Raw genomic sequence first — 16004 nt, 5'->3', positions numbered from 1 at the left:
GCTGCTGTGCGGCCTTTTTTGTTTTACAAAATTACGCTCTATACTTTTACTGCGGTAAAACCCTAAACTGGATCATAAACAATTGCTCAAGACCGGGATAAATTTCTGCAATCACATCACGTAGCTGCGGCAACGTCATATTCTCTTGCTTAGCATGAATGTCTGAGAGCTCAGTTAAGGTCACTGGCACGACATCAATAATATGGATATCACAAAACCAGCGGTCGGTTTCGAAGGTTGAAACGGGAAGTGTTTGACCTGCAATCACATGAGATTCCGTTTCATCACGCAATGTAATGGTTTTAGTGCCACTTAATATATCGTGCTCAAAGCGCTCAAAAAAAGTGATTTTAGTTAATAACACACATCTTCCTCGGCTCAGGATATGAGCAATAAAATAACAGTAGAGTCAATTTTTCAAACTCATAATGCTAGGCAATATAATGGCTTTTGATCCACACTGACAGCCTACACCACAGAATTTGCAGCATTTGTCGTGTGAAATACTAACAGTACCGTTTGAGTCAAATTGTTATGCTAACGCCATATAGCAAAACTAGTTCCCAAAGAGTAGCCGTTGTTTTCGACAAAATTCAGCAAAACATGGTCAGTTCGCTCAGATTGAGTTAGAATCCCGCCTCAATTGAGCCCTTGGCCTCATATTCCTGCGCGTAGCGGGTGCGAAACGAAATTAGAGACGTCATGAACAAGAAACAAAAGATCATCAAGAAAATAGCTAAACGCGCTAAGGCCAGACTAAATAAAGTCGACCCAGTGACTATCGGCTCACCTGCAAAATCAGGTTACATCTCTAAGGCTGATCGCGCAAAAATGGCAGCATCAGAAGCCGCGACTGAACAAGTCGAAGGCCAACAAGACACGCCAAGTATTGAAGAATAAGCAGTACCGAAGAATAAGAAGTTCAGCAGAATAGTCTTTTAGCGGCGTATTTTGGCATTGTTAGCTTAATTAAATGAAGTGCAAACGCCGTTTCAAACAAAATGCCACAAGCAATCTTGTGGCATTTTGTTTTTCAGCATTCCTATCATTAGCAGCTTTCTGACTGCTCCTCATTATTAAGAGCTCATTTTTATCTGCGTTCTTGCCCACTGCTTCTACACGGCACAGCTAAGCCACATAACGTCAATTAGGCTTTTTCCCCTCGTCTAAATAGGGTAATACGGGCTCATTCTCTTGCTCCTCCGTTAATTGCGCCATCTGCACGCAAGAGGATGAAAGCGGATTGGTCGCACTCGGTAAGTTCTGTGCAACACAATTAGCGATTTCCTCTTCCTCAGTCAGTACGACATTGCGGGGGATAGCATTCGCAGCATCAAGATTAGGCGCAGCTGAAAACTGTGCCTGCGCCGCCACTTTATCCACTAAACGATAGGCAACCCACACACCTAATGTACCAAACAAAATAGACCCTAAAATTTGCCCAATCAATACGCCGTAAACCCCGCCCCAAAGCGCACCAAAATACACAAAGGGCACAGTGCCTAAAGTGGCTTTACCTACGTTAAACAGTGTGGAATATTTGGCCTTGCCAAGGTTATTAAAGGACGCATTCGCCACGAATAAAATCCCCGAAAAGATAAAGAATACTGCGATATAACTGCAGAAAAAGTGAATAAGATCAGCGCTGTCGCCCTTCATATCAAACACACTGACCAAATGTGACTTAAGCATAAACAGCAGCAAAGACATTACCAGCACATACACAGTACAAAACTGAATCGCCCGCGTTAAACTCTCACGTACTCGGTCAAACTGACCTGCGCCAAAGTTTTGCCCAACAATAGGTCCAATCGCGCCGGACAGTGCAAAGATCATCCCAAAGGCCACAGGGATTAAACGTCCTAATACTGCCCAACCTGCCACATAAGCGTCACCGAAATCGGCGATCGCTCGGGTCACAAAGGCATTTCCGATGGGAGTTGCCACATTGGTTAACATCGCTGGACCTGCAATGGCAAAGATGGGCTTAAGATCGGCGATAAAATGTGCCTTATCGAAATGGCCTAACAATTTATGCTTAACCACCACACCGCGAGCGGCAATCACAAATACCGCCACCCGCGCTAAAACGGATGCCAATGCAGCGCCTTCAATCCCCATGGCGAACATGAAGATAAAAATCGGATCGAGTACCGCATTAACGCCGCCCCCCGCTAAGGTCGACATCATAGATAACTTTGCATCACCCACGGCGCGCAAAGCCCCGCCGAGCGCCATCGCAAGACAGATAAAAGGCAAGGAAGGCACGAGAATATACAAATAGCTCGCAGCAAGTTCTGCCGTATGACCACTCGCGCCCACTAAGGCAACTAGCTCAGGAATGAAGGTGGTGACCACAGCCGCCACCAGCACACTGATCAGTGTCGTCACAACCGCGCTATTGAGTAATAAGCGCTTTGCCAACACCACCTCTTTTGCGCCAATCGAGCGAGACACTAAAGCCCCTAATGCAATCGATAAACCAATTCCAATCGATGTGGTAAAAAACGAAATACTCCCCGCATATCCCACAGCCGCCGCGAGTTCATGCTCTCCCAATAGGCTCAGGAAAAAGATATCCAGTAAATCCACGACAAATAAGGCAGAAATCCCTACCGCTGCGGTCGAACTCATCACTAAGATATGGCGTAATATGGGGCCTTCAACAAACTTGGCTTGCGTCATACGTGTCTTTTACCTACAAAAAATAAAAAGTGTTCGCCGAAGTCATCATGAAACGCCTTTATCAACGGGCACATCCAAGCTATCTAACTCACATCCGCAACGACTACAATACATGGCATCAATATCATGACCTGTCTTATGACATTGATTACACGAGCGTAAATCTCGATGACGCCCTACTTCTTGGGATATCTCGGCGGTTAAAATCCCCGTTGGGATTGCGATAATCGAGTAACCAATCAGCATAGTAAAAGCCGCAATCGCCTGACCTAATCCGGTTTTCGGGGTAATGTCGCCATAACCGACTGTAGTAATAGTCACAATTGTCCAGTACACAGATTTAGGGATTGAACTGAAACCATTATCAGGCCCTTCAACCACATACATTACTGAACTCAGTACCATAACGATCAAACTGACCGAGAAGAAAAACAAAAAAACCTTACGACTCGACTGCATCATCGCCCTAAGTAGAACATTTCCTTCACTCAAATAACGCAGTAATTTGAGTACGCGGAAAATCCTAAACAGCCTAAGTATCCGGATGACTAAGGTAAAGTTAGCACCAGGGATCAGCAACGCCAGATAACTTGGCAATACCGATAACAAATCCACTAAACCATAAAAGCTGCGAGCATATAACACTGGATGAGTCGCGCAGTACAAGCGTAGGCCATATTCAATCGTAAAAATAATGGTGAATACCCATTCCAACACAGAAATAAGCTGGCCGTATTCGCGATGGAATATCTCTACTGTGTCGAGGAACACTAAGCCGACACTCAACACAATACACACCATGAGGGCGATATCAAAATAGCGGCCAGCGGGAGTATCAGTGCCAAAAATAATGGTACGTAATTGACGTTTTAACGGGCTTTCGGATTCGATATTCTCAGACATACAAACTTTTACTTCCTTGCAACAAACTGACTAACACAGGGATTACAGCATAAATATGCCACGAGTCTGCCATGCAATTGCACCTAGCTCAAAATTATCTACTCACAGTAGGATAAAATTGCGGTATGATGCCGAAAAAAGCCAACAACCTGTGTTTATTTTCGAGGACTTCATGCGCGCCACCCTACTTTCCACATTGACATCTCTCACTGTGACTATCGCGGCTCTCGTTTCACCCGAATTACATGCCTCTGGCATGGGTAAAGTGGATCTGGTGGTGATCACTAAATCCGAATCCAGTATGGCTTTATTGCGCGATGGCAAAGTGCTCAAACAATATCGCATCGCAATGGGTGACCTACCCGCTGGACACAAATTAAAGGAAGGCGATCAACGCACACCACAGGGGCGTTATACCCTAGATTATAAAAAGCCAGATAGTGCTTATTATAAATCAATCCATATTTCCTATCCTAATGAAGAGGATAAACTCAGAGCCAAAGCCTTGGGCATTAGACCCGGAGGCATGATCATGATCCACGGCCAAAACCCTAAGTCTTCACTGCCGCCAGAACAAGCTCAGCAATACAACTGGACTGACGGCTGTATCGCGATTACCAACGCCGAAATGGATGAAGTGTGGAAAGTGGTCGATGAAGGAACGCCGATTGAGATTTGGCCTTAATCTTAGCCCGCTTCCTAATGGCAAAATGCCAAATAGATAATTGAACGATATCAAACACGCCCAGCTTAATGGGCGTTTTTATTTAACCTTTTAAAGCATGATGTTAGTTGTAATAGTCTCGGTCATTTACTTAAGGGATAAAACTAACGCCAATAGAAATGCCTTGGAGTATTTATGCCTAAATTCAACGAGCCTGTTGCGCCGCACAGTGCAAACCTCAGCTATGAGCAATTAATCCAAGGCTGGCCAGCCTTCGAAGCACAGATTTTAGCCTTGCTTGAAACCTTAGACTTAGCAGATAAAGCACTGGTTTGCGACCATGTCGCGCTGCGCGTCAATTCCATCGCCAGTGCCGATGCCCTGCGCGACGCCTTTAGCCGCATAGGTAAAATCATTTCAGACAACATCATCAATGGCCGTACGATTCTGATCATCGAGCTAGACACGCCACTCACACTCGGTCAATTTAGCATTGCCTGCGTCGAGCTTCCCTATCCTAGTGATAAAGTTTATCCACAGGAAGGCTGGGAGCACATAGAATTAGTTATTGATTCTAAAGCCAAAGATTACAATACCTTGAGCCAAGATTTACTGGTCTTATGTCCAAGACTCCGCCCTTTACTCAACCAAGGACTGAGTCCATTGCCGCAATCTGAGCAGACAGCTGAATCAGAGCAGTCAAGATTACCAGACTTGCCATCCCAAGCTGAGATTAAGGTCAAGATGAGCTCGCCCAAAGGCGATAAAGAACGTTTAGCCAATCCAACTATCGCCTTTAAACGCGGCAATGTGTGCATTAAAGTACATCCCCATGGCATAAAAGCGGTCATCGCGAGCGAACAAGTATCTGAATGTTAAGTCAGACTTAAACTCAGGCAGATAAAACTGAGCTTAGATTTTCATCGGCACTTGCCTTAGCTAAAACCTACGACAGTACCTGAGTTAATATCTGAGTTGATGACAATTTAATCAAATTCAATATTCTCGTTATTTTTAAGTCAGTTTTTGGTGGTTTTGTCAAAAATCGCCAAAATTAAATCTAAAAAACAGCATATTTAGCGTAACTTAGGACATATAACTCGCAGATGCCATCAGGCACAAATTATCGTGTCCAGTAGATGGATGCTATGTGCAAACAGAGGATCGCCAATGAAGCCACACAAGAACGAAGCACAAATATTGAAGTTCGCCATGGAAATCGGCGTGGGCTATGCCAAAAAACGCGGCTATGCAGACTTCGACAAAGGCATCTCACCCAAAGACAAAGTGGAATGTATTTACCGTTTATTGATCACCGACAACTTGATTCAGCCACTGGCCAAAGATAAAGAAGATGGGCCAAACATGAAACACAAACTGATTTTATGGATCACCCGCCAACTGCCTGCTGATCATCCACTGTTGAAGTAATCTTTTTAGACGACTCGGTTAAAAATGATTATTGGCAAGCGGACATTTGAAGTTAGCCTAGAAAGAAACCAACTCACTAAGTGTTCACGATAAGGATCACCATTAAATGGCGCATCATTGCGCCATTTAAGTGAGCCAGAACTGGATATCGAACCTAGCCCTTTTTGGCCGCTTTGTTAGCTTTCTCATTCGCCAGCACTGTTGCCATTGGCGGCACTATGGTTGTAGGGTCGAGGCGCATTTGATACCAGTTCACTCGCCAATCTAAGTGTGGGCCATTTGCACGGCCTGTTGCGCCCACCTCTGCAACAGCTTGGCCTTGCTTAACCACTTCACCCGCGTTGACGTACAATTTACTCAAGTGCAAAAAACTCGAACTCACCCCATAACCATGGTCGATCACCATAGTCCCGCCCGAATAAAACATGTCAGGCACAGAAAGACTAATAACACCATCGGCGGGGGCGACCACTACAGTGCCGGTTTTCGCCGCCACATCCACCCCAAAGTGTGGATTACCGGGTACATCGTTATAAATACGCTGGCTACCGTAAACACCAGAAATACGCCCCGTCAAAGGCCAAATAAACGTCTGTAAAAATGCAGTTTGCTCACTAAATGTTGCCCGCGCCGCTTTCACCTGCGCCGTGTCTTTCGCCGCTCTTTCCTGCGCGACAGGATCGGGCTTCATAATCTTCGAGCTAATGCCCTTTACACTTTGAATATCGTACTCTCGCTTGGTTAAGGTTAAAGGCTTAACCTCAGTCAAACCATCGGGATAAACCAAGGTTAGCTGCTGGCTCAGTTCACCGTCGCGATCAAAACCAAAGGCAAAATGACCATCAGGCGTGATCTTGATGGCTTCACCATTTAAGCTAATCTGAGTGCCCGCTGGCGCTTGACCCCGCATTAATGCGCCTTGCTCTAACTTACCCTGTAAACTCACCTCAGCTTGTACCTGAGGCGCAATGAGCACTAGGCCCAAAGTGAATAATGCCGATAAGCAGCGTATTGGATTTGAACTTAGGGGGACTCCACCGTGAGATAAAAATTGCGATACTTTATTTCTCAACATCTTATTATTTTCCAGCATCTTAGTTTCCAATATCCTAGTTTCCAACATCTTCAAAAAATCCTTATCGATGGGCAATAGGGATCAAGACCCACTCAATACATTCATCGCGACACAAAACGCAGCCGAATTCAATCAATGCCACGTTAACCTAACGCACCATAAAAATCGATTCTGCAAACCCACATCCCTGTCGTAATTTCAGTTCAGCCTATGCTAAAAACCCACAAAAAAGCCCCGATAATCTACCGAGGCCTATTAAATCCGTGATTAAAAGGTGAATAGTTTAAGTCCATTCACTTATATCAGCTCGTAGTGCCTATCCCTTAACGACGATCGCGCCCTTGCCAACACCTTCAAACGCCACCACTTTAAACTGACTTCCTGGCACTTTAGCGACTAATGTCGTGGCAATATAATCGGCTAACAACTCAACCGTCGTGTCGTGGGGAATTAAATCACAGCATTCCTTTGGCATTGCCAATTGGAAATCCCCTTGGGGCGCTTGATAGTGAAAACCATAGTGGCTGTCATCGGTTATCCGCGTTTGCGGCGAAAGATTAAGGGTCTTAACTGAAACCAAGTCCTCTTCACTGCCTAAATAAATATCGTGCCAACGTTTGGCCCAATACTCATCCCACTTAGGTGCTGGACTGCCATTTTCATAAACGTGAATAGGACTACGATGCCCATGGGCGATACGCTGACAATTACCATCATGTTTACGTAAACCATGGCTGTAATGGTAATAAGGCGTATCGAGGATTTCGTGTCTCAAGGTGAGTGTGATCCCTTCGACATTTTTAGGTAAAGCTTCGCGCAACGCTTTCTGTAAAAAGGCATTCACGCTGGGAATATCAATCTCTTCGGTCGGCACTAAGGCAAAGGCTTGGGAAGGACAGGCCAAATGAATTTCACCTAACTGACTATCAAAATCCATCCATACTCTATCGCCCTGCTGTTGCCATCGCACACTGCTGCAGGCCGTAGGCACTAATAAACGATGATCGGCCACCGCATCTATGGTTTGCTTGATCGTGCGTTTGACTTTAGCAAAATCGAGTACCATGTTTTGCTCGTCTAATCCGCCCTCTAGCAGAACATCAACAATCCAACTCTCCCCCACCATGCCGCGCTTTGGGCACAAATAGGAAAAATCGATCACAGTTAAATCTTTGACAAACAATTGCATTAACGCTCCTCGGCAGAAAAACAGTCCGCCTATGTAATTTTATAGCACCGCTTGGCGATGGCCGAGCATGCTAACTTGAGGCACTCAACACGAGTTAACTCAACATGAATGGAGATTCTAATCAATTCCGTCTGTTGTCGCGACAAATGAATCCACTCGGCCCAATATTTTGTATCAGATGTTTGTATCAGATGTGTGTATCAGGTTTTCGAAAATCCAGCAATGCAACTCATTGCAACCATCAGGTACCGATAGGCAGAAAGCAACAATGCATCGACCTTGTCGATTAACAGATAAAGCCTTAACAGAAACATCACTCAACCTAGCAAAATAACAACGTAAAAACAGCGAATTAGATCGCAAAAGCTTAATCCGCAACAGCGATAGACCCAATCGAAACAAAGCATTATCACTCAGCATCATTAACCGCTAGCATCCCTGTTAAACCATACAAAAACCAAGGTTATACAGGGAGAAATAAGATGACCAAACTTACATCTATCGCCATTTTCATCGCAGGTATGTTAGCCAGTACCCATGCTATCAGTGCAGAACCCATCGAAGTCATTACAGCAGCCAAGATCACCGAACCTGAAAAAGTTGAATTAGGTAAAATGTTATTCTTCGAACCCAGACTGTCTAAATCTGGCTTTATCTCTTGTAACTCTTGCCATAATTTATCCACTGGTGGTGTCGATGCACTGCCAACGTCTATTGGTCACCATTGGCAGGAAGGCCCAATTAACTCGCCCACAGTGCTTAATGCCGACTTTATGCTGGCTCAATTTTGGGATGGTCGCGCCAGTGATTTGAAAGAACAAGCTGCGGGCCCTATCACCAACCCGAAAGAAATGGGCTTTACCCATGAACTGGCGACCAAAACAATCGCCTCTATGCCTGCATATCGCGCACGCTTTGCCAAGGTTTATGGCGATGAAAACGTCACCATTGACCGTTTAACCGATGCGATTGCCACCTTCGAGAAAACCTTAGTCACCCCTAATAGCCCCTTCGATCAATATCTTCTGGGTAAGCAAGATGCCATCAACGCCGATGCCAAAGCGGGTTATCAACTCTTTAAGGATAAAGGTTGCGTGAGCTGCCACAATGGCCCTGCGGTAGGCGGCACTATGTTTATGAAGATGGGTTTAATCAAGCCGTTCCATACCAATAACCCAGCAGAAGGCCGTAAGGGTGTCACAGGTAAAGAAGGGGATAAATTTGTCTTTAAAGTGCCCACACTGCGCAATATTGAACTCACCTATCCCTACTTCCACGACGGCAGTGTTTGGACCTTGGAAGAAGCGGTGAATACCATGGCAGACATTCAATTAGGGCAAAAACTCTCTGATAAAGAAGTCAAAGAGATGGTCGCCTTCCTTAATTCGCTCACGGGTGAACAGCCACAAATCACGCTGCCAATTCTACCGCCATCGAATAAAGAGACGCCTCGACCAGTGCCTTTTGCGACAGGCTCTCAGTAGAGCAACGCTTAGTGTCGTTATAAGCGTCAGAAACACAAAGGCCGAGGAATGATCCTCGGCCTTTGTCTTTTGTTTAATGCTTGATTCTTAAGCGATATTATCCCAATGGGATTATTCGCCCTTAAGACGTCGATCGAGCTGATCTTTCAAGTTTGCCGGTACGCCTTTAATCAAAATGGTGTCGGAGATGGGATCGTAAATCACCCGTTGGCCTAGGTGGCCGCCATCGAAACTTAAGGTGACGCCGCCGCCTGTTCCCGAAAACTTCTTCAACTGACGTAGGGTCGATTTATCCGCGGGAAACTCTTCATCGAGTTCATAGCTGCCACCACGGGCAAAATCGTAGAAGGAATCCATACCCTGATCGGCTAACTCATCGGCCAAGTCTTTGATCTCGATGTCAGCGCCCTCATCGAAACGCTCACTGCAATATTCAAACACTTTATTGCGACATTGCTGGCGTTCTTCTTTAGTCAATTCACTGCTGGCAACAAAATCCTCCACCGCATTCATCAAGGTTTTGTTTTGCGCCTTAGTATTCACCCCTTCGACGCAGCCCATAAAGTCGAGGAAAAAGTCAGCAACTTTTCGCCCCGCGCGGCCACGGATAAAGGAAATGTACTTGCGTGAATCCTTATCGGCCTGCCACTCGGTTAAATCGATACGCGCTGCCAATTGGATATTGTTTAAATCCAAGTGGTTATTTTGCGACAGTTCCATATCGTCTAACACTGTCATCGACGACTTAGCACTTAATAGGGCGACAAACAGGTAATCGCTGGTGATGCTGGTGTAGCAGGACATCAGCAGGAATCCGCCTTGGCTAAAATCATATTTTGCCAGTTCTTCCTGCAGCAATTTACTGGCTTGCCCCGAAAACTCCACAAAACCGAGCTCGCCGCTACGGTAAGCGCTCAAGGCCGTCGCAAAGGCGGGGTTAGCCTCACCGTCGTCACCGTGAATGCCGAAATAGCCGAATCCCTTACCCGCTTTACTGGTATAAGTCTGATGCAATTCGTCCAGCATCACCTCGACCGCCTGACCGTTCAGCAGAGGTTGAGGACGTAAACGGCAGCGTAATTGCCCCTGACTGTCCTGAGAAATCTCGTGAATAATTGCGTGTTCGATGTTAATACTCATAAGCCCTGATAGTGATACTGGGATAAATCCGCTATTATATGCCGCTAATCCATTCCAAAGTGAAACATTTTTTGATTATGGCAATCCAATCGAAATACTCAAACACCCAAGTTGAATCATTAATCGCCGAAATATTGGCTGTGTTAGAAAAGCATAAAGCACCGACTGACCTGAGCCTGATGGCATTGGGTAACTGCGTGACTAACTTGCTAGAACGTAAAGTGCCCAGCGAATCGCGCCAAGCCGTGGCCGAACAATTTGCAAAAGCACTCGCACAATCGGTTAAATCCCAGTAAGTTAACTGGGTAATAATCATCAAAAGAATATAAGATACAAGGCCTTTTAGGAATAAGCGGATCACTATGGTCGAGCGAAAAAAGCAAATGAGCCGCGATCGGGTTTCCCGGCTCATCAACTGGGGGCATTGGTTCGCCTTCTTCAATGGTTTATTAGCCATGATAGTCGGAAGCCGATACCTTGGCAGCGTGGGTTATCCAGAAACTTGGTATGGCTGGTTTTATCTGAGCGTCAGCACTATTGGTCAGTTTAGCTTTCTCGCCTTTATCGCCTATTTGATCTGCCTATTTCCACTAACCTTGATATTGCCCTATTCAAAGATATTAAGAGGTGTCGCGGCGGTGATCGCGACCCTAAGTCTTTGTATCTTATTGTACGATACCATTGTTTACGCCGATTACGGCATGCACTTGAGCCCCTTCGCCTTCGATTTAGCTTGGGCGGATCTCAATGCCCTGCTCCGTGGTACTTCTTATATCGTCACACCGCTGGCCATCATCGCCATTGAACTGACCATGGCCAATTTTTTGTGGAAACGCATAGAGAAAATCCAAAAACTCAATTTAGGCAATAAAGTTATCACCTTAGTGTGTATCTGTTTTATCAGCAGCCACTTGATCCACATTTGGGCCGATGCCGCCGATATCACCGAAATTACCCGTTTCGACGATACTTATCCTTTATCTTATCCCGCGACTGCTCGCTCCTTTATGGAAAGTCACGGTATCGATGGTTCATACCAAGGCGATGACGTCAATCACAACACCAGTGTACTCAGCTATCCAGAGCAGCCACTCACCTGCCAGGCCGACACGAAAATCAACGTGTTGATGATTACCATCGACAGTTTGCGGGCGGATATGGTCGATGGCAAAAGCATGCCATTCCTACACCAATACACTGAAAATAATCAATCTTTTACCCAGCATTTCAGCGGCGGCAACCAATTTAGAACGGGCATGTTTTCACTACTCTATGGCCTGCAAGGCAGTTATGGCGATGCGCGAATTTTTAATAGCACCAGTCCTTTACTGACCAGAAGTTTTCAACAAGCAGGCTATGAATTGGGGCTTTTCCTCCCTGAAACCAATCTCAATTTGCGTTCATCACAGGCGATGTTTAATGACTTTAATCCTGTCATAGCCAAAGAAACCAATGGCAGTGCCGATGCCGATTTGCACACAGTGGCCAGTTTTAACGAGTGGCACAGCATCCAACATAAGCCTTGGTTGGCGCTCGTTAACTTAAAAGCGCCAGAAAATTTTGATACTCCCGTGGGTTTTCTGGGTATCGAAACTGTGAAAGCCGATACCGACCTTATGCCAGCGCAAAAAGTATTGTTTAATCAATATCGCCAATCTCTGTATTTTGTCGATCAACAACTCAAGGCGATGCTGGCCAATGTGTCCAACGACACCTTAGTGATTATCACTGGGGTCAATGGCAAAATGTTCACCAGCAACAGTGATGAAGCTAATCGCAACCTGTCACCACAGAGTGTCAAAGTGCCATTAGTGATCCACTGGCCGAATACGGGTGCTTCTAAGGTCAAATACCGCACCAGCCATTACGGCATTGCGCCGACTTTAATGACCCACGTGCTAGGTTGCACCAATAACACGACAGATTACAGCGCTGGCCGCAGCCTATTACAACCTGACAAAGAAACGTGGATCTATATAGGTGATAGCCGTATTTTTGCTATCTATCAAGAAGCAGAAGTGACAGTGATTGACCGCCACGGTAAATATCGTATTTACGATGAAAACTATGAACATAGGCTCAATAAAAAAATGAGCGCGCCTGAATTAATTGAAGTGATGCGTGAAGGTCGACGTTTCTATAACCACTGAGCTTCATCATCTTAGTTAAGAAAGCCCCATTCCTAAAGGATTGGGGCTTTTTTTATTCCCTAGTGACTGGATGAATACAAAATGCACGAAGCTTGGATTTAACTGCGTGGGTTGAAGGCTGCGTGGCCAGTATCTTGAATCTAGTCTCTTGTAGCTAGTCTCTTATGATGGACCTTACCTGCCACTAAAGCCAAAAGCCGCTATCTTTAGATAACGGCTTTTTAAGGCTTAGGTTTAAATCAACTCAAGTCACTCTACAATCAATCGGCTTTAACCGTAGAGTAGCGTGCTAACCAATGGGCGTAGGAAGCGGGTAATACCCAAGATGGGCGCGCAATTTTCAAGGTTTGCGCCGCTTGATATGGCCAATGTGGATTCGCTAAAAACGCTTTACCTATCATCACTAAATCCATTTGCTCATCTTCAATGGCCGCATTGGCTTGATGTGGATCATCCATACCCCAAGAAGTCGCAACGGGGAACCCCACTTCTTGACGAACCCGCGCTGCAATAGGCGCCAAAAATGCAGGACTCCATGGAATATTTGCCGTTGGAGTCGAGAAGCAAATGCTGACGTTCAGCATATCGAGCCCCGCTTGCTTAAATTGCTTCACCAAGGCTATCGATTCCGTCAGTGTTTCTTCATCTTTATGGTCGAATTCAATCACACCAAATCGCGCCGTTAAGGGTAAATGCGATGGCCAAACGTCTCTTACCGCGGCAATGGTTTCTAACAAAAAGCGTCCGCGTCCTTCCGCACTGCCACCGTATTGGTCGGTGCGTTGATTAGCATAGGTTGAAAAGAAGCTTTGGGCTAAATAACCGTGGGCGAAATGCAGTTCTAACCATTCAAATCCTGCCGCTAAAGCACGCTTTGCCGCCGCCACAAAGTCGGCTTTAACCCGCTCAATATCTTCAATTGTCATAGCGGTAGGCACTTTAGGTAAATTTGCCCCAAAGGCGACGGCTGATGGTGCAATCGGTTGCCAACCTCGCGCATCATCATCGGCAATATGGTCATCCCCTTCCCACGGGATATTGGCACTCGCTTTACGGCCTGCATGACCAATCTGAATGCCTGCAACAGCACCCGCATTTTTAATCGCACTAGCCACTTTTGCTAAGCCTTGTGCTTGTTCGTCATTCCATAACCCAAGGCATTTGGGGGTAATACGTCCTTCAGGAGAAACTGCAGTGGCTTCAACCACAACAAGACCGGCACCGCCACGGGCAAGGCTAGTGTAATGCACCTGATGCCAGTCGTTGATAAGTCCATCAGTGGCTTGATATTGGCACATGGGCGCAACGGCAATACGATTTTTGAGAGTAATGTCTTTAAGTTTAAAGGATGAAAATAGATCGGCCATGGTGTTTCCTGTGTCTATTAAGATCAAAAGGTATTTGAATACTGAATGACGACAGACTAGTCTTATCGTGCCATAATTAAAAGCACATACAGATTATAGATTTGATAAATTTTACTTATGATAAATCCACAGTGGTTACACACCTTTAGCGTGCTAGTCGAGAAAGGGAATTTCACCCGCACCGCCGAAGCCATAGGTATCACCCAAGCGGCCGTGAGTCAGCATATCAGTCGCTTAGAAGAAACCTACGGCACACTGTTTTTACGACGCACCCGCCAGCTTGAAATCACTCCCATTGGGGAAAACCTGCTGACCTACGTCAAAGAAGTTGAATGTGCGCAAAAGCGCTTACAGCAAAAACTGATCCATGATGATGCCAATGTCGGTGATATTAGCCTTATCACTCCAGGTAGCATTGGTTTAACGCTCTTTCCGCTATTAATCGAATTACAACAAGCCTTTCCGGCGTTAAGCATTCGCCACCGTTTTGCACCTGACAGTGAGATAGTGGCCTCAGTGTTGGCCAATGAACATGAAATCGGCATGGTCACCTTAAAACCTTCCGATCCTCGTATTCACAGCACACATTTTACCGAAGAGCCACTTGAACTTGTGGTACCGGCGAGCCATAAACAACATGAATGGACTGATTTACAACGGCTAGGGTTTATCTCCCATCCCGATGGTGAGGCTATGGCGACTCGGCTGCTTAGCCGTAAATATCCAACTCACCCCGGCATTCAAGAGATCCCCTGCAAGGGATTTACCAACCAAATCAGCCTCATTCTCGAACCTGTAGCAAAAGGGCTAGGATTTACGGTTATCCCGCAATACGCCCGCAAAGCCTTTGAACGACAAGAAGATATCTATGTTGTGGAATGTGGCAGCCAAGTTGTAGACACCATTTGGTTTATCCACCGCGCGGAATGGCCCTTGTCACGCAGAGCCCAAAAAGCGATTACATTTTTAAAGGGGAAAATATAAAACCCCCATTAAAAAATAGGGCTCGACACACACGTTGCCACACAGGAATAGTCAGCGTTAGCAACGGATACATAAGACTCAGAGGCTATTGATTGATATCCAATTCATTATGGATCAATACCACGCACTGAGAAGCAAACAGCATCTTTGGCCCTAAGCTGATCTTTTGCGCACCGAGTCGTTTCAAGGTATTAAAACTTTTCTTCGGCATAGGAATATGATCGGTCAGTAAAAAGCACGGATTACCCACAAATTCTTGCTCACGGATTGATGTACCCTTCTTATCCATCATAAACAATTGATAATCCACCGCGAGGTCCTGTACCAGCTTTTCAAAACTGGTGGTACTGACACTGATGCCCTCGTCAACAACACGGGTTTGCTCCTTCGTCATGCCCCGAGAAATATCTAAGGCTTTGGCAATTTTAGTGAGCAAAGCTTGCTCGTGAAAACCACCAATATGGCAAATATTTCGAGTATCGAAGCAGATAGTGCGGGAAAAATCATGGGTACTTTCTAGCACCAAATAAACGACAACATCGTTTCGATGGGACTGAGCCACAAAGATAGTGTTCATCAGGGTATGAGCTAAAATCTCGGTATGCGCCTCTTGGCCGACAGAAGCCAAAAACAACTGACTGTCAGTAGGTGCTGATCTTGCTCGTAAAACAAACGCGCGCATAGGTAAATGTCCTACTCAATAATGTCTTAAATGCTAAATGGCGGATGCATATAATTTGTGAAATTGACGATTTCGCCTTGAAAATTTTTGCCTTTTGCTGTGCCAAAGCCAGCCTAATCACTCGAACTTGAACCTTAGTCGCAAGCAGCGTTAGTCATATCGGCAGCGAAAACGTATAAAAAACAAAACCCGTATAGCAATGCTAACACGGGGTTTTGTTTAACTTAACTGCTGGTTATTTTAATGATTA

The 16004-nt window shown here is 45.6% G+C and carries 16 protein-coding genes; 8 read left to right on the top strand and 8 right to left on the bottom strand.

All coding sequences use genetic code 11. The features are described from left to right. Nucleotides 1–46: 46 nt before the first annotated feature. Complete coding sequence (gene yqfB, locus L5L97_RS06660) at nt 47–364, bottom strand: N(4)-acetylcytidine aminohydrolase (RefSeq protein WP_113940516.1); 318 nt, start codon at nt 362–364, stop codon at nt 47–49. A gap of 338 nt (nt 365–702) precedes the next feature. On the opposite strand from yqfB, the gene L5L97_RS06655 reads away from it, so the two are divergent. Continuing rightward, a complete protein-coding gene (locus tag L5L97_RS06655) occupies nt 703–900 on the top strand; it encodes a DUF2986 domain-containing protein (RefSeq protein WP_028759693.1) in 198 nt (65 codons plus the stop codon). 243 nt (nt 901–1143) lie between these two features. On the opposite strand, the gene L5L97_RS06650 is transcribed toward L5L97_RS06655, so the two are convergent. Together L5L97_RS06650 and L5L97_RS06645 are read right to left on the bottom strand one after the other, a co-directional pair. Further along, nucleotides 1144–2685, bottom strand: a complete 1542-nt coding sequence (locus L5L97_RS06650; protein WP_263181493.1) for an MATE family efflux transporter — start codon at nt 2683–2685, stop codon at nt 1144–1146. A 45-nt stretch (nt 2686–2730) separates the two neighbouring features. After that, on the bottom strand, nt 2731–3588 hold the full coding sequence (locus L5L97_RS06645) for an ion transporter (protein ID WP_028759691.1): 858 nt from the start codon (nt 3586–3588) through the stop codon (nt 2731–2733). Between the two features lie 172 nt (nt 3589–3760). On the opposite strand from L5L97_RS06645, the gene L5L97_RS06640 reads away from it, so the two are divergent. From L5L97_RS06640 to L5L97_RS06630, 3 genes are all read left to right on the top strand, one after another. Beyond that, entirely contained in the window at nt 3761–4273 is a 513-nt protein-coding gene (locus L5L97_RS06640; RefSeq protein ID WP_028759690.1) for a murein L,D-transpeptidase family protein, read from the top strand. A gap of 174 nt (nt 4274–4447) precedes the next feature. Continuing rightward, nucleotides 4448–5131: a VOC family protein gene (locus tag L5L97_RS06635; RefSeq protein ID WP_263181492.1), complete on the top strand. Its 684-nt coding sequence runs from the start codon at nt 4448–4450 to the stop codon at nt 5129–5131. A gap of 291 nt (nt 5132–5422) precedes the next feature. After that, the gene (locus L5L97_RS06630; RefSeq protein WP_263181491.1) at nt 5423–5683 is read left to right on the top strand and encodes a DUF5062 family protein; all 261 of its coding nucleotides are present in this window, start codon (nt 5423–5425) and stop codon (nt 5681–5683) included. A 154-nt stretch (nt 5684–5837) separates the two neighbouring features. Here the strand turns inward: L5L97_RS06630 and L5L97_RS06625 are convergent, their stop codons facing one another. After that, nucleotides 5838–6776, bottom strand: coding sequence for a M23 family metallopeptidase (locus tag L5L97_RS06625; RefSeq protein ID WP_372838946.1), 939 nt, complete (start codon nt 6774–6776; stop codon nt 5838–5840). A gap of 298 nt (nt 6777–7074) precedes the next feature. Further along, complete coding sequence (locus tag L5L97_RS06620; RefSeq protein WP_028759687.1) at nt 7075–7947, bottom strand: 6-carboxytetrahydropterin synthase; 873 nt, start codon at nt 7945–7947, stop codon at nt 7075–7077. A 482-nt stretch (nt 7948–8429) separates the two neighbouring features. Between L5L97_RS06620 and L5L97_RS06615 the strand changes: the two genes are divergently transcribed. Then, on the top strand, nt 8430–9431 hold the full coding sequence (locus L5L97_RS06615; RefSeq protein WP_263181490.1) for a cytochrome-c peroxidase: 1002 nt from the start codon (nt 8430–8432) through the stop codon (nt 9429–9431). A gap of 111 nt (nt 9432–9542) precedes the next feature. On the opposite strand, the gene yejK is transcribed toward L5L97_RS06615, so the two are convergent. Beyond that, a complete protein-coding gene (gene yejK, locus L5L97_RS06610; RefSeq protein ID WP_263181489.1) occupies nt 9543–10571 on the bottom strand; it encodes a nucleoid-associated protein YejK in 1029 nt (342 codons plus the stop codon). A 77-nt stretch (nt 10572–10648) separates the two neighbouring features. On the opposite strand from yejK, the gene L5L97_RS06605 reads away from it, so the two are divergent. Together L5L97_RS06605 and L5L97_RS06600 are read left to right on the top strand one after the other, a co-directional pair. Further along, nucleotides 10649–10867, top strand: a complete 219-nt coding sequence (locus L5L97_RS06605) for a YejL family protein (protein ID WP_011847036.1) — start codon at nt 10649–10651, stop codon at nt 10865–10867. Nucleotides 10868–10933: 66 nt separating this feature from the next. Then, entirely contained in the window at nt 10934–12721 is a 1788-nt protein-coding gene (locus tag L5L97_RS06600; protein ID WP_263138480.1) for a DUF3413 domain-containing protein, read from the top strand. A gap of 260 nt (nt 12722–12981) precedes the next feature. On the opposite strand, the gene L5L97_RS06595 is transcribed toward L5L97_RS06600, so the two are convergent. Then, nucleotides 12982–14088, bottom strand: a complete 1107-nt coding sequence (locus L5L97_RS06595; protein ID WP_263148935.1) for an NADH:flavin oxidoreductase/NADH oxidase — start codon at nt 14086–14088, stop codon at nt 12982–12984. Between the two features lie 117 nt (nt 14089–14205). On the opposite strand from L5L97_RS06595, the gene L5L97_RS06590 reads away from it, so the two are divergent. Then, nucleotides 14206–15072, top strand: coding sequence for a LysR family transcriptional regulator (locus L5L97_RS06590; RefSeq protein WP_263162827.1), 867 nt, complete (start codon nt 14206–14208; stop codon nt 15070–15072). An 85-nt stretch (nt 15073–15157) separates the two neighbouring features. Here the strand turns inward: L5L97_RS06590 and trmY are convergent, their stop codons facing one another. Further along, nucleotides 15158–15754, bottom strand: coding sequence for a tRNA (pseudouridine(54)-N(1))-methyltransferase TrmY (gene trmY, locus L5L97_RS06585; protein ID WP_263162830.1), 597 nt, complete (start codon nt 15752–15754; stop codon nt 15158–15160). Between the last annotated feature and the right edge of the window lie 250 nt (nt 15755–16004).

This window comes from Shewanella sp. SM71, from assembly GCF_025653905.1.
In the GTDB taxonomy this organism is placed as follows: Bacteria; Pseudomonadota; Gammaproteobacteria; order Enterobacterales; family Shewanellaceae; genus Shewanella; species Shewanella oncorhynchi.
The sequence above is the reverse complement of the archived record's forward strand: the minus strand, read 5'-3'. Positions and strand labels throughout refer to the sequence as shown.